At 63.0% G+C, this 22,257-nt stretch carries 27 protein-coding genes; all 27 read right to left on the bottom strand.

Annotated features, from left to right (window positions below):
• Positions 1-16: 16 nt before the first annotated feature.
• The 27 genes from AC07Y9_RS13985 to AC07Y9_RS14115 all read right to left on the bottom strand — a co-directional run bounded on the left by AC07Y9_RS13985 (position 17) and on the right by AC07Y9_RS14115 (position 22,252).
• Entirely contained in the window at positions 17-517 is a 501-nt protein-coding gene (locus AC07Y9_RS13985; RefSeq protein ID WP_102680022.1) for a CinA family protein, read from the bottom strand.
• Positions 518-599: 82 nt separating this feature from the next.
• Positions 600-1,136: a lysis system spanin subunit gene (locus AC07Y9_RS13990; protein ID WP_102680023.1), complete on the bottom strand. Its 537-nt coding sequence runs from the start codon at positions 1,134-1,136 to the stop codon at positions 600-602.
• Entirely contained in the window at positions 1,118-1,681 is a 564-nt protein-coding gene (locus AC07Y9_RS13995) for a glycoside hydrolase family 19 protein (protein ID WP_102680024.1), read from the bottom strand. The genes AC07Y9_RS13990 and AC07Y9_RS13995 overlap by 19 nt, the downstream gene beginning before the upstream one ends.
• Positions 1,682-1,726: 45 nt before the next feature.
• The gene (locus tag AC07Y9_RS14000; RefSeq protein ID WP_371858217.1) at positions 1,727-2,380 is read right to left on the bottom strand and encodes a phage tail assembly chaperone; all 654 of its coding nucleotides are present in this window, start codon (positions 2,378-2,380) and stop codon (positions 1,727-1,729) included.
• 12 nt (positions 2,381-2,392) lie between these two features.
• Positions 2,393-3,604, bottom strand: coding sequence for a carbohydrate-binding protein CenC (locus AC07Y9_RS14005; protein WP_102680025.1), 1,212 nt, complete (start codon positions 3,602-3,604; stop codon positions 2,393-2,395).
• 70 nt (positions 3,605-3,674) lie between these two features.
• Positions 3,675-4,160 (bottom strand): tail fiber assembly protein, encoded by a 486-nt coding sequence (locus tag AC07Y9_RS14010; RefSeq protein ID WP_146021765.1) that lies wholly within the window; start codon positions 4,158-4,160, stop codon positions 3,675-3,677.
• A gap of 2 nt (positions 4,161-4,162) precedes the next feature.
• The gene (locus AC07Y9_RS14015) at positions 4,163-5,083 is read right to left on the bottom strand and encodes a gp53-like domain-containing protein (RefSeq protein ID WP_102680026.1); all 921 of its coding nucleotides are present in this window, start codon (positions 5,081-5,083) and stop codon (positions 4,163-4,165) included.
• A 165-nt stretch (positions 5,084-5,248) separates the two neighbouring features.
• Positions 5,249-5,731: a tail fiber assembly protein gene (locus tag AC07Y9_RS14020; protein ID WP_102680027.1), complete on the bottom strand. Its 483-nt coding sequence runs from the start codon at positions 5,729-5,731 to the stop codon at positions 5,249-5,251.
• Entirely contained in the window at positions 5,731-6,651 is a 921-nt protein-coding gene (locus tag AC07Y9_RS14025) for a glycine-rich domain-containing protein (protein WP_007923956.1), read from the bottom strand. The genes AC07Y9_RS14020 and AC07Y9_RS14025 overlap by 1 nt, the downstream gene beginning before the upstream one ends.
• A gap of 109 nt (positions 6,652-6,760) precedes the next feature.
• Complete coding sequence (locus tag AC07Y9_RS14030; RefSeq protein WP_102680028.1) at positions 6,761-7,402, bottom strand: hypothetical protein; 642 nt, start codon at positions 7,400-7,402, stop codon at positions 6,761-6,763.
• 4 nt (positions 7,403-7,406) lie between these two features.
• Complete coding sequence (locus tag AC07Y9_RS14035) at positions 7,407-8,264, bottom strand: glycine-rich domain-containing protein (RefSeq protein WP_102680029.1); 858 nt, start codon at positions 8,262-8,264, stop codon at positions 7,407-7,409.
• An 11-nt stretch (positions 8,265-8,275) separates the two neighbouring features.
• Positions 8,276-8,875, bottom strand: a complete 600-nt coding sequence (locus AC07Y9_RS14040; RefSeq protein WP_087091409.1) for a YmfQ family protein — start codon at positions 8,873-8,875, stop codon at positions 8,276-8,278.
• The gene (locus AC07Y9_RS14045) at positions 8,863-9,903 is read right to left on the bottom strand and encodes a baseplate J/gp47 family protein (protein ID WP_087091408.1); all 1,041 of its coding nucleotides are present in this window, start codon (positions 9,901-9,903) and stop codon (positions 8,863-8,865) included. Before AC07Y9_RS14045 ends, AC07Y9_RS14040 begins: the two co-directional genes overlap by 13 nt.
• Positions 9,893-10,291, bottom strand: a complete 399-nt coding sequence (locus AC07Y9_RS14050) for a phage GP46 family protein (protein WP_009047315.1) — start codon at positions 10,289-10,291, stop codon at positions 9,893-9,895. Before AC07Y9_RS14050 ends, AC07Y9_RS14045 begins: the two co-directional genes overlap by 11 nt.
• On the bottom strand, positions 10,291-10,800 hold the full coding sequence (locus tag AC07Y9_RS14055; protein ID WP_102680030.1) for a phage baseplate assembly protein V: 510 nt from the start codon (positions 10,798-10,800) through the stop codon (positions 10,291-10,293). Before AC07Y9_RS14055 ends, AC07Y9_RS14050 begins: the two co-directional genes overlap by 1 nt.
• 64 nt (positions 10,801-10,864) lie before the next feature.
• Positions 10,865-11,905 (bottom strand): phage baseplate assembly protein, encoded by a 1,041-nt coding sequence (locus AC07Y9_RS14060; protein ID WP_102680031.1) that lies wholly within the window; start codon positions 11,903-11,905, stop codon positions 10,865-10,867.
• A 3-nt stretch (positions 11,906-11,908) separates the two neighbouring features.
• The gene (locus AC07Y9_RS14065) at positions 11,909-13,147 is read right to left on the bottom strand and encodes a DNA circularization protein (RefSeq protein WP_009042425.1); all 1,239 of its coding nucleotides are present in this window, start codon (positions 13,145-13,147) and stop codon (positions 11,909-11,911) included.
• The gene (locus tag AC07Y9_RS14070) at positions 13,134-15,209 is read right to left on the bottom strand and encodes a phage tail tape measure protein (protein WP_102680032.1); all 2,076 of its coding nucleotides are present in this window, start codon (positions 15,207-15,209) and stop codon (positions 13,134-13,136) included. The genes AC07Y9_RS14065 and AC07Y9_RS14070 overlap by 14 nt, the downstream gene beginning before the upstream one ends.
• Positions 15,210-15,339: 130 nt before the next feature.
• Positions 15,340-15,636, bottom strand: a complete 297-nt coding sequence (locus tag AC07Y9_RS14075) for a phage tail assembly protein (protein WP_007923972.1) — start codon at positions 15,634-15,636, stop codon at positions 15,340-15,342.
• A complete protein-coding gene (locus AC07Y9_RS14080; protein WP_007923973.1) occupies positions 15,633-15,980 on the bottom strand; it encodes a phage tail tube protein in 348 nt (115 codons plus the stop codon). The genes AC07Y9_RS14075 and AC07Y9_RS14080 overlap by 4 nt, the downstream gene beginning before the upstream one ends.
• Positions 15,981-16,046: 66 nt before the next feature.
• Positions 16,047-17,543, bottom strand: coding sequence for a phage tail sheath subtilisin-like domain-containing protein (locus AC07Y9_RS14085; protein WP_102680033.1), 1,497 nt, complete (start codon positions 17,541-17,543; stop codon positions 16,047-16,049).
• The gene (locus AC07Y9_RS14090; protein ID WP_007923975.1) at positions 17,543-17,725 is read right to left on the bottom strand and encodes a DUF2635 domain-containing protein; all 183 of its coding nucleotides are present in this window, start codon (positions 17,723-17,725) and stop codon (positions 17,543-17,545) included. The genes AC07Y9_RS14085 and AC07Y9_RS14090 overlap by 1 nt, the downstream gene beginning before the upstream one ends.
• Positions 17,722-18,306: a phage tail terminator protein gene (locus AC07Y9_RS14095; protein WP_062823513.1), complete on the bottom strand. Its 585-nt coding sequence runs from the start codon at positions 18,304-18,306 to the stop codon at positions 17,722-17,724. Before AC07Y9_RS14095 ends, AC07Y9_RS14090 begins: the two co-directional genes overlap by 4 nt.
• Before the next feature lie 142 nt (positions 18,307-18,448).
• Positions 18,449-19,465: a phage tail protein gene (locus tag AC07Y9_RS14100; RefSeq protein WP_102680034.1), complete on the bottom strand. Its 1,017-nt coding sequence runs from the start codon at positions 19,463-19,465 to the stop codon at positions 18,449-18,451.
• 9 nt (positions 19,466-19,474) lie between these two features.
• Positions 19,475-19,687 (bottom strand): tail protein X, encoded by a 213-nt coding sequence (locus tag AC07Y9_RS14105; protein WP_085529970.1) that lies wholly within the window; start codon positions 19,685-19,687, stop codon positions 19,475-19,477.
• A complete protein-coding gene (locus AC07Y9_RS14110; RefSeq protein ID WP_009042419.1) occupies positions 19,680-20,063 on the bottom strand; it encodes a phage tail protein in 384 nt (127 codons plus the stop codon). The genes AC07Y9_RS14105 and AC07Y9_RS14110 overlap by 8 nt, the downstream gene beginning before the upstream one ends.
• Positions 20,063-22,252 carry a phage tail tape measure protein gene (locus AC07Y9_RS14115; protein ID WP_102680035.1) on the bottom strand — a complete coding sequence of 730 codons (2,190 nt, stop codon included), beginning with the start codon at positions 22,250-22,252 and terminating at the stop codon, positions 20,063-20,065. The genes AC07Y9_RS14110 and AC07Y9_RS14115 overlap by 1 nt, the downstream gene beginning before the upstream one ends.
• Between the last annotated feature and the right edge of the window lie 5 nt (positions 22,253-22,257).

Genomic DNA, 22,257 nt, shown 5'->3' on the forward strand with positions numbered 1-22,257 from the left:
AGCGTTCGTGGATCGCCTACCCCTGTTTTGAGATTTCTGCCGCGGCATGTTGCAGCAAGCCCTCTAGCGCGGCCTTCACCGTTTGTCGGCGGACGTCGTCCCGATTCCCGGCAAAGTGTCGGCACTCGGCCATTACCGCCTCTCCCACGCCCCAGGCCAGCCATACGGTGCCCACCGGCTTCTGCGGCGAACCGCCGTCCGGGCCGGCCACGCCGCTGACCGCCACGGCAAAACGCGCCCTGCTTTTGCCCTGCGCGCCCCGCACCATCGCCTCGACCACCTCGCGGCTGACCGCGCCGACGGAAGCGAACAGCGCTTCCGGCACCGCCAGCTGTTGGGTCTTCTGCCGATTGGAGTAGGTCACATAACCCGCTTCGAACCAGGCCGAACTCCCGGGAATGCGGGTGATGGCCTCGGCAATCCCGCCACCGGTGCAGGATTCGGCGGTGGTGACGTGGGTATTCAGAATCTGCAGGCGCCTGCCAAGTTCAGCGGCAAGCTGGGTGATTTCGTTCACGGTCCTCTCCTGATCGGGTTGGCGGAGGTCTTACCGTACACGAGCGATACGCGCTTGCAAGGCACGGAGCGGATCAAAATGTTTAGCGGTTCAACGCCCTGACGTAGGCCTGGCACGCCTGCAGGGCGATCAGTCCCTGGTCGCCGGCATCGGTGATGCCGATAATTCGTTGAGCATGCGCCGGGTCAAGTCGGGCTCGCGGGGCTCCATGAACCACGCCGCCGGTGGCGGGGGTGGCAGGCACCGGGCAGCCGCCGGCGCTGTCATCGGCGGCGAGGAGGACTGACAGGCGCAGATCAGCAGTGGCAAGACGGTCGCGCAGGCGACCTTGATCACGTTGTGCATCGTTCAAGGCTCGGTAATGGGTTTGGTCGCTGGCTTGCAGCTGTTGCTCCAGGGCCAGGCGTTTGTCCTGCTCGTCCCGCTGCCGGGCAGCGGCCGCCAGGTTCAGCTGACTCAGCGCTTCGCCGTGCAGCCTGGCCTGCTCCGCCAGTTGCCGGCCAAAACGCCACTCCTGAACCTGCCAGGCCAACGCCCCCGCGACGCCGGTCACCACGGCCAGCAGCACGACAACAGCCATTGCCCGGGAAGACAGGGGCATCAGGTCGAAGGCTGGCATAACACCTCCCGCGCCCGCGCCCAGAGTTGCAGGCGGTCCTCCAGGCCGTTCAAGCCGCCGTTGATACGACGGGTGATGCTGTTGAACTGGTCGCGGTCGGCCAGTTCGTTAAGACCGTTCTGCTGCCAGAACCAGGCGGCCGACTCGGCGGCCCACTGCGGCTGTTCCAACAATTCGGGCAACGCCAGCAAACGCTCGTCGCCGAACAGCCCAAGGCTGCATTGCCGGTAGTTGTTGCGACCAGTGACCTGAATCAGACCCCGGCCACGGTATTTCTGGCCGTCGCCATCGGACTCCGGGGTATTGCCCAGACGGGCCGCCAGGCTGCCGGTGTCGTATTTGCTCAGGTACTGGTCATTGCCCAGCTCCCGCACATAACGCAACTGCCCCGACTCATGACCGACCTGCGCGATGAAGGCGGCCATGCGTTTGGGCGTGTTGATATGGCGGTTCAGCATGGCGGTGTTAAGCGCAGAAACAAAAACGCCCGCTTGGGAGCGGGCGTTGGGCATGATGCGTTGAATCATTTCAAGGGTGACAGGCATTTCACTCTACCTCCTCTGCATCGAGGACGTTCAGAACAAACAGGGTCATTTACGCTCCTGGAGAACACTTTCAAGCCAGGCTGGCTCGACAGGCCGATATTCAATGTCAGGAAAGTCGACAGCTGAAGGCCAGTCCCGCAACGCCTGTCTATAAGCCAGAAGTTCCTTGAACTGCTCGGTATTCAGCGTCGTCCCTTCGCCCATTTCCAGCTCTTCGTTGTCACGAATAACCAGCCACTGAGTCGACTCCAAAATCTTGTTACGCCAGGCCCTCTCAATACCCTTTGTTGTCTGAGCAAATATGTCTGTCTGCGGTGCAGACTCGGCACTATCCATCGAAGTCATATTGAGAACGGGTCTTGCGGCAACAGAAGGAAAACTCGAGGACTCCGGCCAGCTACGCAAAGCCCGGCGATAGGCTTGCAGGCTCTCATAGTCAGCAACTGATATCGTTGTATCGACCCCCGCCTCCAGTTCATCCCGATGCCTTGCGACGATGCCATCGGTTTGTAGCAACTGCGAATCACGCCAAACGCGCTCAGCCCCGTCCGACTCAGTATTGATCGCGATCGGTTGTGGTTCTCCCCCATAACTCAGCCATTGCAAGTAGACAGCCCAATCGCGATTGGCCAAGTCTTCTGGAATAAAAACCGAATCGGCAAGGCGATAGACCCCATTAGCGGTCAGTTGATAACTCATATGGTTTTATCCCTATAGTTCGGCATCTGCCGTTGCATGGATGTAATAAGCCTGAGGTACCACCGCGACATCCGAGTTGCACACCCAGGCTCCTCGTGTAGAGACTGAAAAGGGACGCGCATTGCCAGACGAAATCGCGTCGCTCCCGGAGCGCCATTGACCAACAGTCCCGCTCTGCGAGGTCCTGTACAGGGCAATACTGGGAGTCGTTCTTTTTTCTACCTTGAAAGACCACTGTGCCAAGGGTTGGGAAAGAGAGCCCGCCTGCCCCTCCACGACGATTGATATAAGAGCCCCAGCAATAGAGCTTGATGTATCGCCTGGCTGAATGTCCTGCCTGAGTGTTTTCTCATAATAACGTTGACACAGTATCAACTCATCGGCGGGAGTTCTAAATTCAAAAGGCGTTGAAACCGCGCCTTCTTCAAGTTGAATTTGCGCCAGGTCGATTGTTTGCAAGACATTCAACGGCAAATCGAAGGCCAACCTAAGAGAGTCGTTCTCCGCACCACCCAGGACTTTGCCTGCAATCGATGGGACTTTCACAGTCGCTGTATAACGCGCCCATGCGCTGGTCAGCTTAAACACTCCCACAGTCGTGACCACAGACTCCGAGCCACCACCAAAAGACTGGGTCACCGTCACCGTGATATTTCTCTCTGCATCGGCTTTCGCCCAGAAAGTCACGGTTGCCAGCTTTCCGGCCAGGGTTCTAACAGACTCAACATACTGTGAAATCTTATGTGTATTTGCCCCAGCACCGGCTGTGACTTGCTGCCAACGTAGAAAAAATCGTGGCTCATTGGGAACTTCTGTTTGTCCCAAAGTAAAGCTCTGACGCGAAATATTTACTCCAGCATTGCCATTCCAGTCGCAACGAAACCGATCTGCAACATATCCTCCAATATTAGTCCCCTGGTTAGCGCCCCCCCGCTGCCAAACATCGAAGTTCCCATTAATCACATGGTTCTTTCGATAGACCTGAACCGGAAATGCTTGCAACGGATCCAGCTTGGCAAGCTCTTTGATAGCCAGTGTTAGCTGATTGTTCTGATCCTCTACAGGAGACATTCCTGCCGCATCGATTGCATTAACAATCTCTTGGGTGACCGCATTCCCCCAACTCGCTGGGATTAGAGACCCTGGCGTTCCAGCGATCGGGTTTTCATCGACAAACTTTCCATTTACCAAGCCAGCACTCGGCACACTCTTCGGGTAGTCCACTGTCTAGCCCTCACATATAAAGAATAAAAAACTTCAACATTCAGAAACTGTCCAATACCGAACGACAAGCTCAATCAGAATCGGACACCTTCACCGTTTTTCTGACTCGTGTCCTTTTCGCTGCAACAGCCGTAGCACCGGAAGTCATTCTCAGCACTGGTCGATTCGCGGCGGCAGGAAACTTTCGAGACTTTGGCCAACTGCGCAAATCACAGCGATAGGCTTGCAAGGCGTTGTAATCGGCATCGGACAAGGTGGTGGCGGTTTGCGACTCCAGTTCATCGCGGTGCCGGGCGACCAGCCCGTCGCTCTTGAGCAACTCCGAGTCACGCCAGACGCGTTCAATTGAAATCAATTGTTCAGGCGAGGGACCGGCAGGGTCGACAAGAATGGGCGCACCATTGTCATTGGCCACAATCCGCTTGCCCACGCCCTGCCCGGCAAAGAGTTCGGCATATTCAGCCTGGCTGATTTCAACCGCACCTTCTGGCGGAGCCTCGTTCGCAGAGGTGACAACATCGAAACCGAGAGTTTTCGCAAAGAAATAAATCTTCATGGTTATCGCCCCCACACAACTATGCGCCCGGTTATACCCGCGGCCACTCTAATGGTCCCAACTTCGACCGATCTGACACGGGCAACAGCGCTTGAAGTATTTGATGCACTCAAATCAAACGACCAGACCGTAACGTTCGCACCGCCCCAACCTGCGGGATAGCCTTCGTCAGCAATACCTCCCAATATTGCATTGGGAAACTTTATGGGTAATGACAGGGACATAACGCCATTGGCGTCAGACCCACCTAACACCCATTGTTCAATCAAACCGCTCGGATATTTTTGATAACCCGCTGTCGAAAGCTGAGCCCCATACAGTGCTGAGTATTTAAGACTGGCCGTACCATAAAGGGTCCAGACACCTGATTCCCGAACCAGATTCGCGCTTTCACCGCTACTCATCACAATGGAATTCAGAAAATTCCCTTGTGGACTGATTTGCGCCCCACTCTTGCTGGCAATGGTAACCACTGCACTACTACGGCAATGCAAGCTGATCGTCGCACCACTTGGAACAGTCGAAACATCCGGTAGTGTGACGGTAAAGGCAGTAGTCCCACCCAGGCCGATCGAACAACCGACATCGGCAATGGTCAGTTGCGTGCTTTCCGATATTCCTCGAGCGTTGGAGTAATTACCCAGCGCGCGCTGTACAAACTCTGGAGTAGCAACCGAGCGACTCACGTCAAAACGAGGAGGTGTAGAAAAGAGCGTTGGACTGCGTAATGCACCCAGCAGTTGATCATTCGCCCCCTCGTCCGGCGTCATACCCGCCGCCTGAACTACGCCGAGAATTTCCTGGGTAACGCTATTCCCCCAACTTGCTGGAATAAGCGAACCAGGCGTGCCGGCCAGCGGGTCTTCATCAACAAACCTTCCATTCACCAGCCCTACACTGGGCACACTCTTTGGATAATCCAATGTCGTACTCCTGATAATAAATTCTGTTGGCCCACCTGCGGACCAGAGCCATACAGCGGCCAACTGCGCGCAAAAAAAACGCCCGCTTGAAGCGGACGTTTTTATTGATGAGCGCGATGCAGATAAATACGGCGCTGATCTATTTGAAATAAACGCAGCACTCGATCAATCGGCTATCTGAAAAAAACTCACTGACCACTCTGGAATCGGCGGACGGGCGGTCATCTCGGGAAAGCTATCGGAGGCGGGCCAATCGCGCAGTGCCTGGCGATACTCGAGCAACTCCAGATACTGGTTCGCCGTCAGCGTCGTGCCCCGTCCCAGCTCCTGTTCATCACGATGGCGGGTTACCAGCCATTGGCTGTCCGTCAACACGGACTGGCGCCATTTGCGCGCCTGGTCCGGAGCATCCTCCTCAGTCGCCTTGCCCCGTACTTCGGAAGCAAACGCCACTGCTGCCACCAGGGGGGAAAGCGGCGCAACCTGTTCGGGAAGGTGGATCGGCTTCCCCAGCTCAACCTCGACACCCTCAGGGACAGCGACCATCGAACTGAGAAAATCCGCGGCAAACAGCTGGGAAATCATGAAGCCACCGGTCTCGATCAGCTCGACGACAACGTCGTCTTCGACTCGTGCATAGAGGGCCATTATTCGTACTCCCAGATTTCACAAAAGGCATTGCCGCCGGAGCCGCTCACATACGAAGTAGATGGATTGCTCGAGCAGCTGCCGCTGCCGCCGGAACCTCGCTGTCCCGCATTGCCATTGCCATTCACCCCGTTGAAGGGCCCGCCGCCATCGAATGGACTGGCAGCCCCCCATCCGGAAAGCAGGCCCCAATTGGGATTACTCATCGCATAACCACCCGTTGCACCACGCGCATTGGCAAGGTTGCCACCCGTTACGACTTGGCCACCCATGCCGCCCTGGACAAACCCAGGGGTGTTCGACACGAAGGTCAGAATCTGCCCCCCTCCTCCCCCTGCGGCGCTCATGAGGTTGCCAAACGACGCTGCGCCTCCCGCGGCCCCAGCACTGGTTCGAGCGGCCCCACCAGCGCCCAATGTGACGGGTACACCCGCCAACATTTCCGGAGTCACGTCGTAGAGGCTTTCCGCATAGGCACCAGCCCCTCCGCCACCGCCCAGGCTTTGATAAGTGGCCGCTACCGGCGGACAACCGGCACCTGAGCCTCCCGCGCCGACCAGGCGGACCCGAATCCGCCTGGCCTTGGGGTTGGGGCGATAGACCGTGACGCCAACGGTGTCGAACTGCTTCACCGCCAACAGGCGTCCGCTAGCATCTGTGATGCCATATCCACTCAAGGTGGTTGGAGTGTTCTTCAGTTTGGTGAAGTCGACCAGTGCGGCAATCGCCAGCGCCAACTGATCGTTTTTCGCTTCCTCCGGCGCCAGGCCGGCAGCCTTGATGACATTGAGGATTTCTTGCGTCACCCCGTTGCCCCAGGCAGCGGGAATCAGCGATCCCGGTGTGCCCGACAGAGGATTCTCATCGACAAACCAGCCGTTGACCAAGCCAACGCTGGGTACACTTTTCGGATAATCCATATCATTGCCCTGCGATCCCCCTTGCTCAGGGAGCTCTGTGCGAAAAGCCGCCCACTTTGCAGTGAGCGCCATAGCATGTTCACGAAAGACAGGCTCAACAGAGACCTGATCAGTCGCTGGCAACCTTGCGAATTGCTTCGATCGCTGCCTCACAGACGTCTTTCGCAGCCTCCTGCTTGCCCTTGCTGGCCTGAGCCCGAATACGCTCTTTTGCCTGCAATCGCAGTGTGCGAAGTGCGAGCAGCTTGCTGCTGAGCTCGGCCGCCTTGGCGAGAATCTGATCGGCCGCTTCCCTGGCGGTACGGCCTTTCACCACCCAGGCGCTTACCGCGAGGGGCACTGTTTTTTTCGGGTAGCCAGCCTCCTTGAAAGCCTGTGCGTCGCTGGCGGCCTGGGTATATTCCATGGCACGCAGCGGGTCACCGCCGAGCATCTGCCGGGCGGTGTCAGCCTCCGCGTCCACTCGCCGGCAAAGTTGCTCCGCCTCCTGTTCGGCGATGGTCGCGGCCTTCAGGGAGTCCAGCGACCACTGGCTACCGTCCCAGTAATGAGCAGCGGAGGGTGGAGGTCCATCGACCCGAATCAGTTCGCCATCCAGCACGAAATGCAGTGCCTCCTTCTGCTTCCACTGCTCGGCCGTCACCGGCAGGACGCTGTTGCCCTCGGCTGTCGCCGCGTAGGCCATTACTTCAGTGTCCTGCCACTCGATGATCACCCCGGACGCAAGGCAGTAAAGAACTTGCTTACTCATATGCTCACCACTCAATGATCATCAGACCAGGAGCACCGCGCCCCCCCGAGACGGCCAAGGCTCCAGACACATACCAGCCTCCTGCGCCGCTGCCGCCAGCCCCGAAGCCGTAGGCATCCCGTGCCGCGTACCCTCCCGATGTTCCATATCGACAGGCGCTGCCACCTCCACCGAATGGCCCGCTTGCGCCAGCCCCCGACAATCCCGCCGTCACCTGGGCCTGAGAGTCAGTAGCATCGCCACCGGCGGGAAATCCCTCTCCCCCTCTTGGACCGGGGACGCGCTCCACAGGAAAACTGGCCCCCGAGTTACCGGCGCCTCCGCCACTCAGCACCAGCAAAGCGCCTCCACCCCCCACAAGCGTGTTTCCTCCGCTTGTCGGGTTGCTGACTCCGCTGACGCCACCCACACCCGCCGCTCCAATCGTGATGGGGATCACTTGGCCGGGAGTGACGGTGACGGGTACCTTGATGGCCGGCTGGCCAGCACCACCGCCGCTGCCGCCGGATGCGGATCCGGTCGTTCCTGCTGGACACGAACCTCCACCGCCCCCACCCGCACACCCACTCAGCCAGATCTTCGTCACCCCCTCCGGCACGGTGAAGCTGCCATTGGCGGTGAAGCGCTGAATGCCGAGCCCTGCGCTCTTGCGGCTGATGCTGCGGATCGCGCTCAGCAGTTGCGTCAGGTTCGCCTCGCTGGGCGTCAGGTCGGCCGCCGTGATCACGGCCAGCAGTTCCTGGGTCACCCCATTGCCCCAGTCCGCCGGAATCAGCGAACCCGGGGTGCCGGTCAGCGGGTTCTCATCGACGAACCTGCCGTTGACCAACCCGGCACTGGGCACACTCTTCGGATAATCCATCGGTCTATCCCCTAGTCATAATTGATATGCACCCGCGTATGGGCCGGCGCGCTGCGGTGGATCTGGCATTCCAGGGCCGAGCCTGGGTTCATGCCGAAACGTTCGCCCCAGTAGCTGGCGTTGAAACGCCGGCCCAGGTGCAGTCGTCCACCGGTGTTGAGCGTCCACATGAATTGCGCCTGCCAGGTGCCGAAATGCGCTTCACCAAACCGTGCGCGGCCCATTCGCGGGGCTTCGAGCTCGGTGATGGTGGCGTTCGGATAACCCTGGCTGCGGGCGATCTCGACGTAGTAGGCGAGCGCCTGGCTGCCGACAGCCAGCAGCCGCCGGCGAACGGCCAGACGGCGGTCGTCGAACAGAGGGGTCGCACCCAGGCAGGGGTCGGGCAGGTTCATCACCCGCTCCCAATCCGGTACCAGCTCGCTGGCGCCCGCCGGGTCCATTTCATTGAGCAGGTCGGCAGCGCGGGCGTCGAGGCGGGCCAGTTCCTGGGAGACGCCTTCAAGCACCTCCTCGAGTTCCGGCACCCGCTCCGGGTCCCAGGCCGGACCGCTGGGCAGCAGGCTGCGCAGCTGGCTCTGGTATTGCGCGGCGGTTCTTACTCCAGCCATATGCAACCTCCGAACGTCAGCAACTGGTTACTGGCGGCGGGAACATCCGCGGCCGGTACGCTGAGCCGGTGATCGTTCTCGCCGGCGGCACTGCTGATGGCCTCGCGGATATGGCTGATCAACAAGGTGTCGCCCAGGCCGGCCTCGCGGTTGTGCAGGTCGCGCAACTGGGCCTCGACCGCCGCGCGCACCGCGCTGGTATCCGGCGACAACCGCAGGCTGTAGGTCACGGGCGACTGCTGCGGCGCCAGCACATGCAACTCGGCCGTCACCGGACGCAAGGGTTCGATGTAGGTCTTTACCTCCGCCAGTTGCTCGGCGTTCGGGATAGGTTGCGCATCATCGTCGCGCATCACGAACAGACCCACGGTGCCTGGCCCCAGGTAGCTGCCACGGCACCACGCCCGGGTAATCCCCGGGCACTCCAGCGCCCAGGTCTCATAGTCCTGGGCCGAGCCGCCGTGGGGGATGATGCGGTAGGAGCGGATCACCCGGGCACGCAGCGATTCCAGGCTTTCCGCGGCGACGCCGCCGCTCAGGCCGGGGGCGAGCACGGTGAAGCTGTTGCCGATGCCCTGGATCGGCTGCACCGGGATCAGGCTCAGGCCGGCCTCGGCATTGCCCAGGGTGCCGGCGTCGAGGGCCTGGACGGTGGTGCTGTTGCTGCCGGCGCTGGTGGTGCGGGCGGCGGTGACTTTGTAGGTGCGGCCGTCACTGGCCTGCAGCAAGGTATCGACGTCCAGCACCGCGCCTGCCGCCGCCGTGAAGCTCACCGAACCGCTCGCCGCCTGGGCGGCCTTGCGCGGCTGGTTGAGGCGCAGCGCGGCGATGCGTTCCAGGGTCGACTCGTCGGCCTTGTCCGGCAGGATCTGATCGGCGATCCAGTCCAGGTAGCCGTAGAGGCCATAGGCGGCGCCACCGAGGGTACGGGCCAGCACTTGCGCATCGGACTGGCGCAGCGCATCGCTGGCCAGGTCGCTTTGGGTGCGCTTGATCAGCACCGGCAGCGAAGGGGTATCAAAGGGCATAGGTCACCTGCCAACTGTTATCGGGGTTGATGTCCAGGCGTTCACCGTTGGCCAGGACCAGCGTCGTGCGTAGGTTCAGGCGCTGGTCGTCGAGACGTTCGCTGATGATCTCGACCGCGCTGCAATGGCCATCGTCGATCAGCCATTGCAGGGCTTCGCGGGCATAGAACTCGGCGTCGAGCTGGGTCTGGCGGGTCAGCTTGACCCGCCGCAGCAGCCACAGCCGCGAGCCGATACGGTCGTCGGCCACGGTGGGAAAGCTGTCGCCCCACCAGCCGAAGCGCTCCTCGTCGTCCAGCGGGTCGTCGTCCGCCGCGCGACGCCAGGTGAACAGGCTGATCAGCACGGCACGGGTCAGTGCGCGGTGCAGGTCTTGGCTGATAAACATCATTGGCCTCCCGCCGGCGCGCCGGTCTGCCCGCTACCCGACTGCACGCCGCCATGCAGGTGCTTGATCTGGCTGATGCCGCCAGCGACCTGGTCGCCCTGGGAGACGATCTTGCCGGTCTGGGTCAGGGTCGGGGTGTCGATGTGAACCCCGTTGCTGGCGCGGATATTGAGGGTGGCGGTCTCGATGTCGATGATCCGCCCACGCTTGAAATGAATCTTGTCGCCCTCGTCGGTGTAGATCGCCACTTCGCCGGGGACCAGGGCCTTGAGGCGAAAACGGCGGTCGGCGACCACCAGCACGATGGCATGGGAGCGATCGCCGCCGAGAAAGGTGGCGATGCCTTCGGCACCGGCCAGCGGATTGCTGGTGAAGCCGTAGGGTTCGAAGTGCTCCATGTCGTCGTTCACTTCGCCGGCGGTCAGGCGCATTTGCAGCGATTGCAGTTTGTTGGCCGAGTTGGCGAGCACGACGGTGCCGCGCGCCAACAGGCGTGTCAGTAGGCTCATGGAAATGTCCTTGGCGGCGAAGCCTGCGCTTTCCGCAGGAGCGATTCCTGCGGATAGGGCGGCATCAGGTTTTGGGTGGCACGGGGCTGGTGTCGAAGGTATGGGGCGGCGCCACCTGCAGGGTGGTGATCGAGCCCTGCTCGGAGAGCGAGTAGGTGACCTTGGAAATCAGCAGGTCCTGGTCGAAACCCAGCACCGGGTCGATCACCCGGACCAGGGTGTTGTGGCGCCACAGCTCGCCGTTGCTCTGGCGCCAGCCCTGCACCTTGTAGGTGCTGGTCAGGGCCTTGCCGGTGCGAATGGCGCTTTCCCAGTCGGCCCGTTGCTGGGCCAGTTCCTGGGTCAGCTGGGCCGGTTCGTTGATCACCGTGACCCGCTTGCGCTTGGCCGTGCCGTCGCTGGCCACGCCCGATACTTCGCTGACCGCGGCGCCGCTTTTCTGATCGTTGCCCTTGTGCTGGCCGATCACCCGGTACTCGGAAAACACCTGGCTGAAGTCCATCGGCGCGCTGGCCGAGAGGATGTTCTTGCCCAGCTCCAGCACATCTACCGCGCGCCCGCCACTGCCCGGCCGGGCCAACAGCACCCGGCCTTCGGCATCGTCGGTGGAGAACACCCGGAACAAGGTCAGCAGGCGGTCGATGGACTGGAACACGGTTTCCCCAGGCACGATGCTATGGCTGCTCAGCCGCGTGGTTTCCGCGATCTCGCTGACCACCCCGACGCCGTAGGACGCGGCCAGGGCCTGGACGATTTTCAGCAGGCTCTGCTCGCGCCATTGGCCGGGCTGGTTGATCGCCGCGCAATCCACCAGGTCCTGGGTCAGGGAACTGCCCTCGATGCTCAAGCCGATCTGCCGACCGTCATAGCTGATCGGCGCCTTGAACACATGGCCGCTGAGCAACAGGTCGGCGCCGATGCGCACCTGGCACTTGGCGCCGGGACGGATGCGCTGGTCCAGGGTCTGCCCCGGCCATTGCCAGGTCACGTCGAGCTTGAAGGTGCGAAACTGCCGCTCCAGGTCGGCACTGATTTCCACGCTTTTCCAGCCGCCGTAATCCTGGCCGTCCACCGTCAACAACACCCGGTTATCGAAGTTGCCCATGGCTCACTCCCCCGCCACTTTGACGTTGGTTGGCGGCAGGAAGCCGGGATGGGCCACGCCGTTGCGCTGCTGCACTTCGGCCGCCCGGGTGGCATCGCCGAACAACCGATAGGCGAGCACCACCGTCGGCAGGCTCTGCATCGGGTTCTTGACCACCAGCCGCACGCCGGACGAAGCCACCGCGGTGAGGTGGCCGTAGACCAGCTGGCGCAGGCCGTTGAGCACCTCGTAATGCAGGGCGTCGGCTTTTTCCGCGGCCTGCCAGATCGCCTCGTTGATCGCGTTGCGCAGCGCCAGCACCTCATCGGCCACCGGCACTTCCGCACGGGTCACCGGCTGGATCGCCTGCTTGGCCAGCGATGGCGTGCCGCTCAGCTTAACCGCCGGGGTCGCCACCGGCAGCGACGCCACGGCCTGGGCGATCCGCACCAGCACGGCGTCCTGCACCAGGTCCGCCATGGCTTGCGCCGCGGCGGTGGTGTCCTTGCCGGTGGTGAGTTTCGGCGTGTCGATCTTCTTCACCGCCTCGACCTGCTGCGAAACGTTGGCCAGCACGCCGCGGTAACCGTTGCGCGCATAGTCCTTGAGGTCCTTGATGTCCCCCAGCAAGCCCTTGAACTCGGCGCTCACTTCCTTGGGCAGGTCCTTGATCGCCCGCACCAGCAGGTTGAGATCGCGGTAGGTGTCGATCAGCGGCTTGAGCTCCTGCTCGATGGTCTGGTAGACCTCCTTGAGGCTGTTGCGCAGGTCGGCGATGCCGATGCGCGCGGCCTTGACCAGGGTCATGGCCTCCTCGAAGCGGCGTACCGCCGAGCCTATAAGGCTGTCGGCCGACACCAGCAACAGCTGGCGGGTGTTGACCGTGGCGCTGGGGAACTGCAACGGCTGGTCGGGGTAGAACTTCAGGGTGAAGGTCACCAGGCCGCCGTCCTGGCGGCTCTGGGTCATCTCGCATTCGCCGACCTTGACCTGCAGGCGCCCCAGCCACGGGTGCACCAGCTCACCGCTGCCCTGCTCCAGCGCCTGGAGCAGCTTGTCGCGCTGCTCCAGGCAATCGGCGCCGACGATGAACGCCGTCAGGTCGTGGGTCCGCGCCTGCCGCCCCAGGCTCTCGTAGAACGGCAGGTCACGCTGCGGGTACTCGTGCAACTGGCCCTTGTGGCCGACCGGGGTTTTCGCCTGGTCGACCCAGAACCCGACGCCACGAAACGACGCCGGCAACAAACGATCACGCCAGCTCATTGGAACCTCCTAGCGAAAGTGAGCGGTAGCCGACACGCGACGACAGCGCCACGCCGGGTTGGTTGATTTGCGGCGCACTGGTACGCAGGCCCGCCGGGGCGTTTTCGAAGCTCACCGTCAGCCCGCCCTGCAATTGCGTGCGGTTGTTGGCCGCGCTCTGCTGCAGCAGCGAGGTGGAGCTTTGCGGCAGGCCGGCGGAAAGCGCCGAAGAACCCGGCGCCGGCTGGCCGCCACCGAAGAACGCCGGCGCCAGAGCGCCTTTGCCTTCGGCATTGGTTTGCCGCTGCGCCTCGGTCAGGTTTTCCACCTTGCCGGTGACCCGGGCGACGAAACCGGCGAAACCACCGTCGAACAGTTCCCTGATCGGTGCGATCACCGCCTGCAGCCGTTGCCACAGGCCACTGAACCACTCGGTGATCGGCTCCCAGTTCTTGATGATCTGTCCCAGGGGCGACCACTCGAACAGGCCACGCATGAATTCGATGGCCGGCGCCGCCAGGGCTTTCAACACCTCCCAGAGGGCCGCGAACACATCGCTGATGGGCTGCCAGTTGGCAATGATCTGCCCCACGGGCGACCACTCGAACAGGCTGACAAAAAAGTCCTTGATGACCTGCGCCGCGCTTTTCAGGGTTGCCCAGATGGCGTCGAAGTAGGTGCCGATCGTGCCCCAGTTATTGATCACCATCCCCAGTGGCGAGGTATCGAACAACGTGACGAAGAAGTCCTTCACCTGTTGCGCCGGACCTTGCAGGCCGGCCCAGAGCGAAGCGAAGTAAGCGCTGATCGCGCCCCAGTTATTGATCACCAGCCCCAGCGGCGAGCTGTCGAACAGCCCGATGAAGAAGGCCTTGACCCGCTGCGCCGGACCTTGCAGGCCGGCCCAGAGCGAAGCGAAGTAGGCGCTGATTGCGCCCCAGTTGTTGATCACCAGCCCCAGTGGCGAGCTGTCGAACAGCCCGAAGAAGAAGGCCTTGACCCGCTGCGCCGGACCTTGCAGGCCGGCCCAGAGCGAGGCGAAGAAACCGCTGATCGCTCCCCAGTTGTTGATCACCATCCCCAACGGCGTCCAGGCGAACAGGCCTTTGAGGAAGTCCATCGCCGGAACGGACAACGCCTTGAGCAACTCCCACAACGCGGAAAACAGGCCGCTCAGGGGCGTCCAGTTTTCAATCACCAGCCCCAGCGGCGTCCAGGAAAACACCTGCTTGAAGAAGTCGACCACGGACGCGGCCATCGTCTTGAGCTGTTCCCAGAGGCCGGCAAAATAGCCGGTGATCGCTCCCCAATTGGCGATCACCATCCCCAGCGGGGTCCAGCCGAAGACAGTCTTCAACCCCGCCATCAGTTGCACGGCGGCGTCCTTGATGCTCGCCCAAAGGGTGACAAAAAACGCCGACAGCGGTTCCCAGTTGGCCACGATCAGGCCCGCCGCCACCGCGATCCCCAGGGCGATCAGGCCGATGGGCGAGGCCAGCAGGCCGCTGCTGAACAGGGTCACGGCGGACGAGGCCAGGGTCATGGCGCCGCGGATCGCGGTGAAGGCCAAGGCGCCGGCGGCGAGGCCCTGGACCAGCTGCGGGTTGCTTTCAATGACCTTGGCCACAAAGCCCAGCAGCGGTTGCACGGCGGTCACTACCGAGTTGACCGCCGGCAGCAGCGCGCTGCCGAACTTTTGCGAGATGTCGTCGACGCTGTCGCTGAACGCCTTCAGGTTAGTGCCCGTCTCGCCCAGCACATCCTTGGGCGGTTCGATGCCCTGCGCCACCAGCTTGGCCCGCGCCGCCTGGTTCTCGAATTCGATGGCGGAATTGACCCCCGCCACGAAAGGCGCGGCCAGGCCACCGCCCTTGATCAGGCCGGAAAAATCCAGCCCGCCCAGGCCGCTGTCTTCGATGCTTTTCTTGAAGCGGCTGACTTTCGAACGCACCTCGCCCAGCTCGGCGTCCAGTTTCTGCATGCCTTGCATGACCACCAGCATGTTCACCGTGGTCTGCACGTTGGTCACGCTCAGGCGCTGTTTGATGCTCGTCTGATTCAAGCTTTGATTGATGTTCGCCATCACTGCACCTGCTGCATCGCATTGATCCGTTGCGCGTGCTCCAGGGACTCCCGGAGCACATCCAGTGGCCTGGCCATCATCTGTTCGGGGTCAACCTTCCAGAACCAGGCCAGGTCATAGGCAACCGCGATCAGGTCGCTGATGGCTCCGATGCCGCACTCATGAAAAAACTCGCGACCGCCCAGCTCAGGGCGTTGAGGTCGGCCAGGTCGAGCTGGTTGACCGAGGACGGAGGAATGCCGGCACAGACCGCGATGTACTTGGCCGCGACGTCCATGTCGAGGCTGACTTCTTCGCTCTTGTCGATCTTGTACGGCAGCGCCTTGATCGCCCGCACCTCCTGCACCGTCGGGCGGCGCAGGGTCAGTTCGGTCAGCGGTTCGCCGTGGGCTTCGATGGCCACACGCAGCTTTACGCTATCGCTCATTGCCAGGTCCCCTTGATGCCTTCGAACTTCAGCTCGATGCTCGCGTCGTCACCCTTGGAAACCGGTTCTTCCACCAGGTAGGCGCCGGCCAGGACGTAGACCTTGCCGTTGCTGAACTCGCAGGTGACGGTCATGTCGGAACCGGCCACCAGCTGCTTGAGCGGGAAGTCCGGGGTGTGCAGCGCCGTGACCTTGAAGGACGGGGCAATGTCGGTTTCCTTGTAGAAGCCCGGCACGATGGTTTCCCGTTTCACGGACATCAGCGGCGCTTCGCAGCCGCCGTTGATGGTCAGTTGAGCGCCGTCCACTTTGACGTAGCAGGTGCCCGCAATCAGTTGACCCATGGTGTTTCTCCCAAAAAATGAGCCCGCACTAGGCGGGCTGGAAAAGCGCAGTGAAAGAGGCTCGGCTTAGGCCGCCGCGTCGTACTGCAGACGGAATTGGTTGAGCAGCGCGAACACACGCAGGCCATTGATGTAGTCCGGCGGGAACAGCACGTTGACCCGGCTCGGGTCCTGGCTGTCGCGCTCGACGATCAGGTGCTCGGCGAACAGCTCGGCGTTCTCCACGTGGCCTTCCAGTTCGAGCTTGGCGTACTGGGCAATCAGCTCGCCGCGAATGGTGCTCGGGGTCACGATCGGCTGGCCGGCGCCGAAGCGGGTACCGTCGGCGGCCAGTTTGTGGCGCCCGTACTTGCTGGTGATCACGCTTTGCAGGCGGCGCACGATAAAGGCCGACTGGTGCATGGTTTCGCTGTCCAGGTAGGAGTTGTCGGCCTGGCCGTAGGCGTTCTTCTGGTAGGTGGTGATCGAACGCTGGATGCGCACATAGCCGCCTTCGTAGTAGGCGGTGGCGATGCCGTAGCTGAGCAGCGATTGACGCTCGGTCAGGGTGAAACGCTCGCTGGCCGGCGCCGGATCGACACCCGGCAGGCTGCCGCTCTGGGTCGGACGGCTGGCATCGGCGGAGATGAACACCGAGGTGCGCGCGGCCAGTGCCGCGGCCTGCACCCAGAACGGCTGCGGTACGCCCGGCTCCAGGGCCTGGATGGTGATGTGCTGATCGTTGCGTGCTTGCCCTGCCGCCACCAGGGTGCCGACGGTGCCGCGCTTGGCGCTGTAGACGTGACCGAACAGTTGCTTGGCCCAGGACCAGCGACCGGTGCTGTCATCCATGACGGCTTGCCAGGCGTTGAGGGTCGCGGTGTCGGTCCACGGCATGCAGATGAACTCGAAAGGTTCATCGCCCAGGGCCGCCAGTGCGGCAACCTGATCCGGCACGCCGGCGCCGCCGGCCATTTTGCCGACCGTCACGCTCAAGCCGGCCGGGGTTTCTTCGCCATTGCTCTTGCCCAGGCGGTTGAGCTGCAGGCTGATGTCGTTCGCGCTGTCACCAGTCCATTTGGCGGTCAGGGTCAGGGTGCCTTCGACCGCCGCGGCGCTCACCGGCAGGTCGGCGGCGGCATTGATTTTCAGCGCCAGCGCGCTGGCGGCCTGAGCCGCGGTGGCGGCATTGACGATGGCGGCCTGAACCCGCACACCACCGACATACAGGTTGAGCACGCCGCTGGCGCTGGCGGTGCCGGTGAACTTCAGCTCGGCCTTGGCCACGCTGCCTTCGACGTTGTGCAGCGGCAGGCACCAGATCTCACCGACCGGGTCGGTCTTGCGCCAGGTCTCGTACATGGAAGCGAGCATCGAGCCCTGACCGCCGATGCTCTTGGCCAGCGCGACGCTGGACACCAGCACCAGCTTGCCGGTTTCGGCCGGCGCGACGCTGTCGTTGACCTGGGCCACGATCAGTCGGCGCATGGCCGAAGAAGCGCTATTGGCCGCCGAATTGTCCATCTCGGCGTAGAACAGCGGCACACGAATGTCCGCCGGAATATTGCTGAATCCGATCGCCATTATTTGGCTCCTTGTGGTTTGGCCGCCTTCGCGGCCTTGAGGGTGATATCGCCATCGGCCAGACGCCGGCGCCACCAGGCGTTGTCGTCGACTTCACGGCCTTCCAGCGGCAGCAGGTCGCCGGCTTCGGGGTCCGGCACGGCGCGGCCCGCGGCCGGCAGCACAGTGATGCGTTTGCTCATTGCGTTACGTCTCCAGAGAAAGTCAGTTCCAGGCGCCCGTCGGGCCCCGGGTGTTGCAGGTTGGGGTCCGCCGGATCGATGGCATCGACCCGCACCGTGACCCCGGTAAAGGACGGCAGGCCGTCCAGTTCACGCTCGCGCCAGGTTTCCGCCGGCTGGCTGGCCAGGTTGCGTCCCAGCTGGAACTCGGCGAAAAAGCGCAGTTGATAGAACAACCGCGTGGCGCTGAGCGAAACCAGCTCGCCCCCGTCGTATTCGATCGGGTTGTAGTCCGCGCCCGGCTTGAACCCCACCAGCGCCCGCCACAACTCGGCACGCAGGCTTTCGAGTTGCTCCAGGGCCTGCCGGCCGTCGCTGGCGTCCAGCACCAGGGTGATCACCAAGCGGTCGCGGATGGCCTGGCGGGTAACGTTCTGCCCGGTGCTCGGGCTGGCCAGATCGGCGATCGGCGTCACATGGGCACTGGGGGTGGGCAACGCGGTATTGCTTTGCAACAGCGCGAGATCGACGCCGACAGCCACCTGATTGGCCAGGCCGGGGCAGTGATCGCGCAGTTGCGTGAGGATCGGAGTGATCTTCATGAAGAAGCTCCACAACGGGGTGAATGGGAAACCTTCAGGCGCGGCCACAAGCGATCGCCCAGGCAGCGGGCGCCCGGGCAACAGGATGGAGTCGTGGAAACAACGGCGCGCAAGATCAGAACGGCCGGGCAAGGCCCGGTAACTAGGGCTGTTGCTCCAGGCAAGTAGCCTCGATCAGGCAGCGATAATTTTTTTCGCGATTGCCGCTGGCAGTCACCTTGTCGATCGACCAGGTGCCCTGCATGAACCCCGGCCAGCTGTTGTCCAGCGACACCAGCCCCTCGGCCGACAGCGCCGGATCACCGGGACAGTCGATCTTCAACTTGATCGCTTCGCGCTCGATGCGGCGCATGGCGCCCTGGGCTGCGCCGCGGGCCTCGCCCTCTGCCGGGTAACGCTGGCGCAGGACCTGGAAAGGAGCCTGCCCCAGGCTGACCACACGCTCCTTGCCGGCCGCCGAATCCCACCAGGTAGCCTTGCAGCCCTTGTGCTTGGCCCGGCCGTTTTCATCGATGCTGGCCGAGATGAACGCCGTATCCCCCGGGCGGTTATCCCGGGTCACGCTCAAACGCACCGGCGAAAGGATCTTTCCGGAGAGCGACTTCGCCTGCCCGCGCAGCGCCAGTACATACATCTCGTTGAACGGTTTGGTGACGGCATCGTGCGGGCGGGCAATACGCGTCAGAAAGCCCATGTCGGTCTCGTTGCACTGATCGACATGCGGGATCGGGATCGAGTCCAGTTCAGGCGCCACCCGCGGTGAAAAACCGTGGCGCGAGGTCAGCTGGCGAAACAGCGCGCCGAGGGTCGTGGGGCCATGGCTGGCGGAGCGGCGCTGCTTGAAGCCGGTCGCATCCGCCACCTTGAAGGGGGCTGCGGTAGCCACCAGGGTCAGGCGCGGCGGGAACAGGTTGGGCGTGCGGCGGGTGATGACGAACTCGCCACGATCCACCAGCCCCGACTCCAGATAGCCCACCCGCAGGCCGACCTTCCCGCCCAGCTCGGGGAGCCCTTCCAGGCCTTCGATATCGAGGGTCAGCGAGAGCTGGTCGGACTCGATGCCCGCGGCGTCGATGTGTGTCCAGCTGATCAGCCGTTCGTTGAGGCGTGCGGCATTGGCGCCGTAGAGCTCAATGCTCGGGGTGAATCCCAGGGTCATGACGCCTCCTTAGTCCCAGGCCGAAACGGGCATTGCAGCCACCGGCCGCGACTCGATCTCGGGCACTATCACCCAGACACCCGCCGGCAGCACCGGGCCCTTCTCGGCCAGCAGCGGATTGAGGCGCCAGAGCGCTTCCTCGACCGCATCGTCGCAACGTCCCACCTCGCGGTAGAGCAGCAGGTTGACCGAATCGCCGGCAATACTTCGAACCCTACGCATTGACGAACTCCTCGAGGTTGATGGTCCAGTTGATCACCAGCGCCGTGCCGTCATCGATGATGGAGGTCTGCACCTCCGTCACCAGGTTGACCCGCCAGCGCCCCCAGTTGCGGCCGATACCATCCACCAGCGGCAAGGGCACACGGGCGGCCTGCAACTCGCGCAGCTGGTCCAGGCGCGCCATGCCCGTGGCGTACATCGACTTGCCACTGATCTGCAGCGTTTCCAGCTTCTGCCCCACCTGCTGCGACTTCGGCTTGCTAGTGACGATGTCGATACTGGCCCAGCCACCGTCCGTCTTGCGCTCAAGCCGCTCGTAGGCGAACCCGGCGGACAGGCCAAAAATGAAATTGCCCAATGCCATCTGCTGTCGCATCACATCACTCCATCGGTCAGGGCCGCGTCGCGCCGTACCGCGAGCGGGTTGCTCATCATCAGGGGCATGACCTGCATCTGCATTTGCTGGATCACCATGTCCACCAGTTGCCTGGAGGTGGCCTGATCCTGGCCATAGATATTGACGACCGGGGCGAAAGTGACCTGCTGGCTGGAAGCCGAGCTGGCCACCAGGTTCTTGCTCACTTCATCCGGAGACTTCAGGCGATTCCCCGCCTCGCCGCCGAGCCGGCCGAGCGCCTCGCCGCCCAGCCATCCGCCAATGGCGCCGCCGACCAACCCGCCGACAGCCGTGCCGAGGATCGGCACGACGCTGCCCAGGGCCGCGCCCAGCGCGGCGCCGGATGCACCTCCGGCCCAGGAGCCACCCAAGGTGCCCAAGCCGGAACCAATGGCCCCGGGGTCGCGGTTACGCACACCCCTGAACACATTCAGGCCGGCCCTGAGCAGGTTGAGCGGCCGACTGGCCACCCGGCCGGACACGGAACGCACGACGGCGAAACTGCCTCTCAACCCACGGCCAATGCGCGACATCAGCCCGGCACGTGGCGCGGTTGCAGAGGTGTTTTTGGGGGCGGGTTTTGCCGCATAGGCTTGTTTCTTTTGCTGCTCTTTCTTTGCTTGCCTCTCCTGTCGCCTTCGCTCTTGTCTGTTCTGGCCGCGGGTTCCACCGCCGCCTGGAGGGCCACCACAGCAGGCCCCGCCCTCGCCGAACAGCTTGCCAATACTCGATGGCAGGCTCGGAGCCGCCAGGCTCAACAGCTTTTTCGCCACCTGGGTAAAGACTTCGTCCAGCACCGACTTGAGCAGGCGGCCCACCACCGGTGCGATGGCAGCACCCGCCAAGGCCAGACCGGCAGCAATCTTCGGAAACTCCGTAGCCAGGCTGCTCAAACCATCGACCACCCCACCGATAGGCACCATCGCCCCTTCCGCCACCGGCGCGAGGGCGGAACCGAACGCGGTGTTCATCCGGTTCAAGCGGGCGTCGAAGGTATTCGCCTGGGCCGATGCGGACTGGCGTACCGAGCCCTTGTCGCCCAGCTCCGAGGTGGCGTACTGCTGCTTGTCGGCGACCTGCGCCAAGGCCTTTTGAACTTCAGGCAGTTGTTGCGCCAGGCGCAACGCTGCTTCATCCGCGCTGCCGAACAGCGCGCCGGCCAGCGTGGAGCGCTCCTGGCTCGACAAATCGGGCGCTTGCAGCGCCTTGAGCAGGTCGGTCAGGGCGCCAGCCCCCTCCAGCTTCAGCGGGTCGATATTCAACCGTTGCAAGGCCGCTTGCTGCGCCTGGGACTTCGGTTCGCCCTTGCCCAGCACGGCAGTGATGCCTTTCAGTGCGGCTCCCGCATCGGCCTTTTGTGTGCCGGTGTTGAGCAAGGCCGCCGTCAGTGCCGCCGCCTGCTCCGGGGCAAGCCCCGCCGTCGTGGCGGCAGCGCCATGCCGTTGCAGGATCACCCCGATATCGGCCGCCTCGGCGTCTCCCGGACGCTTGCCGAGGTGGTTGGTCGCATCCGCCAGATCGAGGGCCTGGTTGCGGTCCAGCTTCATCGAGGTGCGCCAACCGGCCAGCATGTCCCCGGCATCCTTGCCCGGCATCTTGAACGCGGTTGCCATAAGCGCGGCATCACCGCCGAATGCCGTCAGGGTCTGCCGTCGGGACGCGCCTTTATCGTTCTCGATCCCTGCCTTGGCAGCGGCGTATTCAAGCTTCGCCAGATCAACCGCCGTGGTTCCACCCGCGGCGATGCCTGGATAACTGGCCATGCGGTAGTTGTCTTGCGCAAGTTCCTCACGCTCATTGCCGGGGAGAGAAACCACCCTCCCCAGATCGGCCAGCGCCGCATCCATCGCCATCGCCGACTTGAACAGGTCAGGCGCTTGAAGCCCGCCAGCGGCCTTGTCGGGGGCTTTAGCCTCGGCCTTGGCGCTGCCGGCGAATGCCAGCGGCAATGAACGTTGCGACGACAGCGTCAACTTCAACGAGTCGATGGCCGTGGTCAGCAAGCGAATGTCCACGCTGGCGGCATTCAGGGCCAGGACGAAGCTGCTGGATGACAGGCCGGCATCCGCCGAGCTCGCCACAGGGGCGCCTGGCTGCATGACGCCGACGGGCGCCAGCCCGTGCTGTTGCACGGTGGCGTTCTTGAGCGAAAACTGATTGTTCGCCATTTCGC

The organism is Pseudomonas sp. GW456-L12 (genome assembly GCF_059424045.1).

Excerpts from the sequence above, each read along its gene's own strand:
- AC07Y9_RS13990 (WP_102680023.1), bottom strand. The coding sequence starts at position 1,136 with ATGCCAGCCTTCGACCTGATGCCCCTGTCTTCCCGGGCAATGGCTGTT.
- AC07Y9_RS13995 (WP_102680024.1), bottom strand. The coding sequence starts at position 1,681 with ATGCCTGTCACCCTTGAAATGATTCAACGCATCATGCCCAACGCCCGC.
- AC07Y9_RS14000 (WP_371858217.1), bottom strand. The coding sequence starts at position 2,380 with ATGAGTTATCAACTGACCGCTAATGGGGTCTATCGCCTTGCCGATTCG.
- AC07Y9_RS14010 (WP_146021765.1), bottom strand. The coding sequence starts at position 4,160 with ATGAAGATTTATTTCTTTGCGAAAACTCTCGGTTTCGATGTTGTCACC.
- AC07Y9_RS14020 (WP_102680027.1), bottom strand. The coding sequence starts at position 5,731 with ATGGCCCTCTATGCACGAGTCGAAGACGACGTTGTCGTCGAGCTGATC.
- AC07Y9_RS14025 (WP_007923956.1), bottom strand. The coding sequence starts at position 6,651 with ATGGATTATCCGAAAAGTGTACCCAGCGTTGGCTTGGTCAACGGCTGG.
- AC07Y9_RS14030 (WP_102680028.1), bottom strand. The coding sequence starts at position 7,402 with ATGAGTAAGCAAGTTCTTTACTGCCTTGCGTCCGGGGTGATCATCGAG.
- AC07Y9_RS14035 (WP_102680029.1), bottom strand. The coding sequence starts at position 8,264 with ATGGATTATCCGAAGAGTGTGCCCAGTGCCGGGTTGGTCAACGGCAGG.
- AC07Y9_RS14040 (WP_087091409.1), bottom strand. The coding sequence starts at position 8,875 with ATGGCTGGAGTAAGAACCGCCGCGCAATACCAGAGCCAGCTGCGCAGC.
- AC07Y9_RS14045 (WP_087091408.1), bottom strand. The coding sequence starts at position 9,903 with ATGCCCTTTGATACCCCTTCGCTGCCGGTGCTGATCAAGCGCACCCAA.
- AC07Y9_RS14050 (WP_009047315.1), bottom strand. The coding sequence starts at position 10,291 with ATGTTTATCAGCCAAGACCTGCACCGCGCACTGACCCGTGCCGTGCTG.
- AC07Y9_RS14055 (WP_102680030.1), bottom strand. The coding sequence starts at position 10,800 with ATGAGCCTACTGACACGCCTGTTGGCGCGCGGCACCGTCGTGCTCGCC.
- AC07Y9_RS14060 (WP_102680031.1), bottom strand. The coding sequence starts at position 11,905 with ATGGGCAACTTCGATAACCGGGTGTTGTTGACGGTGGACGGCCAGGAT.
- AC07Y9_RS14065 (WP_009042425.1), bottom strand. The coding sequence starts at position 13,147 with ATGAGCTGGCGTGATCGTTTGTTGCCGGCGTCGTTTCGTGGCGTCGGG.
- AC07Y9_RS14070 (WP_102680032.1), bottom strand. The coding sequence starts at position 15,209 with ATGGCGAACATCAATCAAAGCTTGAATCAGACGAGCATCAAACAGCGC.
- AC07Y9_RS14075 (WP_007923972.1), bottom strand. The coding sequence starts at position 15,636 with ATGAGCGATAGCGTAAAGCTGCGTGTGGCCATCGAAGCCCACGGCGAA.
- AC07Y9_RS14080 (WP_007923973.1), bottom strand. The coding sequence starts at position 15,980 with ATGGGTCAACTGATTGCGGGCACCTGCTACGTCAAAGTGGACGGCGCT.
- AC07Y9_RS14085 (WP_102680033.1), bottom strand. The coding sequence starts at position 17,543 with ATGGCGATCGGATTCAGCAATATTCCGGCGGACATTCGTGTGCCGCTG.
- AC07Y9_RS14090 (WP_007923975.1), bottom strand. The coding sequence starts at position 17,725 with ATGAGCAAACGCATCACTGTGCTGCCGGCCGCGGGCCGCGCCGTGCCG.
- AC07Y9_RS14095 (WP_062823513.1), bottom strand. The coding sequence starts at position 18,306 with ATGAAGATCACTCCGATCCTCACGCAACTGCGCGATCACTGCCCCGGC.
- AC07Y9_RS14100 (WP_102680034.1), bottom strand. The coding sequence starts at position 19,465 with ATGACCCTGGGATTCACCCCGAGCATTGAGCTCTACGGCGCCAATGCC.
- AC07Y9_RS14105 (WP_085529970.1), bottom strand. The coding sequence starts at position 19,687 with ATGCGTAGGGTTCGAAGTATTGCCGGCGATTCGGTCAACCTGCTGCTC.
- AC07Y9_RS14110 (WP_009042419.1), bottom strand. The coding sequence starts at position 20,063 with ATGCGACAGCAGATGGCATTGGGCAATTTCATTTTTGGCCTGTCCGCC.
- AC07Y9_RS14115 (WP_102680035.1), bottom strand. The coding sequence starts at position 22,252 with ATGGCGAACAATCAGTTTTCGCTCAAGAACGCCACCGTGCAACAGCAC.